Raw genomic sequence first — 2,019 nt, 5'->3', positions numbered from 1 at the left:
TCAACCAGCTGTTCACCATGCACGGCACGATCATGCTGCTGCTGTTCGCGACGCCGCTGTTCGCCGGGTTCACCAACGCGCTCATGCCGCTGCAGATCGGGGCGCCCGACGTCGCGTTCCCGCGCCTGAACATGTTCGCGTACTGGCTCTACCTCTTCGGTGGCCTCATCGCCTCGGCCGGCTTCCTGACGCCGCAGGGCGCCGCCGCGTTCGGGTGGTTCGCCTACGCGCCGCTGTCGGACGTCGCCTACACCCCGGGGCTCGGTGGTGACCTCTGGGTCTTCGGCCTCGCCCTCGCCGGTTTCGGCACCATCCTCGGCGCCGTCAACTTCATCACGACGATCGTGTGCATGCGCGCCCCCGGCATGACGATGTTCCGGATGCCGATCTTCACGTGGACGGCGCTCATCACGTCGCTGCTCGTGCTCATCGTCTTCCCGATCCTCGCGGCCGCGCTGTTCGCGCTCGGTGGGGACCGCCGCTTCGGCATGCACATCTTCGACGCCGAGAACAACGGCGCGATGTTGTGGCAGCACCTCTTCTGGTTCTTCGGCCACCCCGAGGTCTACATCATCGCGCTGCCGTTCTTCGGCATCATCAGCGAGGTCCTGCCGGTCTTCTCGCGCAAACCGATCTTCGGCTACAAGACCCTCGTGTTCGCCACGATCGCCATCGCCGCCCTGTCGGCGAGCGTCTGGGCCCACCACATGTACGTCACGGGCCAGGTGCTCCTGCCGTTCTTCTCGGTCATGACCATGCTCATCGCCGTCCCGACCGGGGTGAAGTTCTTCAACTGGATCGGCACCATGTGGGGCGGCAAGGTCGTCATGGCCACGCCGATGTTGTGGGCGATGGGCTTCCTCGTCACGTTCCTCTTCGGCGGTCTGACCGGCATCATCCTGTCCAGCCCGGCCCTCGACTTCCACCTGTCCGACAGCTACTTCGTCGTCGCGCACTTCCACTACACCGTCTTCGGCACCGTGGTGTTCGCGATGTTCGCCGGCTACTACTTCTGGTGGCCCAAGCTGACCGGACGGATGCTCGACGAGCGCCTCGGCAAGCTGCACTTCTGGATGCTGTTCATCGGCTTCCACACGACCTTCCTCATCCAGCACTGGCTCGGCATCGAGGGCATGGCCCGGCGCTACCCGGACTACCTGCCCGAAGAGGGCTTCCAGGCCGCGAACATCGTCTCGAGCTGCGGGGCGTTCCTGCTCGGCGCCTCGATGATCCCCTTCGTCTACAACGTGTGGAAGACGTGGAAGAAGGCGCCGCTCGTCGAGTCCGACGACCCGTGGGGCTACGGCGCCTCGCTCGAGTGGGCCACCTCGTGCCCACCGCCGCGGCACAACTTCACGTCGCTGCCGCGGATCCGGTCCGAGCGTCCCGCGTTCGACCTGCACCACCCGGAGGCCGCCGCCGGCTTCCGCCCCGTGGCCGACCAGGGCACCCTCACCCAGGTGATGGGGCCGGCCGACGTCGACCACGAGCACGCCACCGCCCGTCCCGAGAAGCGTGAGGACTGAGCCCGATGCGCGTCGAGACCAAGCTCCTGGTCTACCTGTTCATCTTCTTCGTCCCGGTCACGCTGATCTACGGGTTCTGGTCCAAGTGGGAGGAGCCGATCGGCGTCACGGCGCTCGTCCTGACCGGCGCCCTGTTCGCCCTGTCGGGGTTCTACTTCTGGATGACCGGCAAGAAGCTGCCGCTGCGTCCCGAGGACAACGCGGGCGGTGAGATCGAGGAGGCCGAGGGCAACTACGGCTACTTCGTCGCCAGCTCGTGGACGCCGCTCTGGCTCGCCGGCTCCGGGGCCATCATGTTCGCGGGCCTCGCCATCGGGTGGTGGCTGTTCATCATCGGCGTGTTCTTCGCGATCCCGGCCGTCGTCCTCTGGGTGTTCGAGTCCTTCTCGGGCGAGTACTCCATCTGAGGTCTCGGTCGCCGAGGCCATCGGTCCTCGGACACCGGACGGGCCCGGCCTGTCTCTTATACACATCTGACGCTGCCGACGACGGA

General features: G+C 66.4%; 2 protein-coding genes. Both read left to right on the top strand.

All coding sequences use genetic code 11. The features are described 5' to 3' along the window. The coding region (gene ctaD, locus ACR9ZK_RS21430) for an aa3-type cytochrome oxidase subunit I (RefSeq protein WP_481343987.1) at positions 1–1,526 on the top strand (1,526 nt) is incomplete at its 5' end. 5 nt (positions 1,527–1,531) lie between these two features. Then, a complete protein-coding gene (locus ACR9ZK_RS21425; protein ID WP_481343986.1) occupies positions 1,532–1,933 on the top strand; it encodes a cytochrome c oxidase subunit 4 in 402 nt (133 codons plus the stop codon). The last annotated feature ends 86 nt before the right edge of the window (positions 1,934–2,019 follow it).

Source organism: Monashia sp. HAY1-5C (assembly GCF_056755255.1).
The sequence above is the reverse complement of the archived record's forward strand: the minus strand, read 5'-3'. Positions and strand labels throughout refer to the sequence as shown.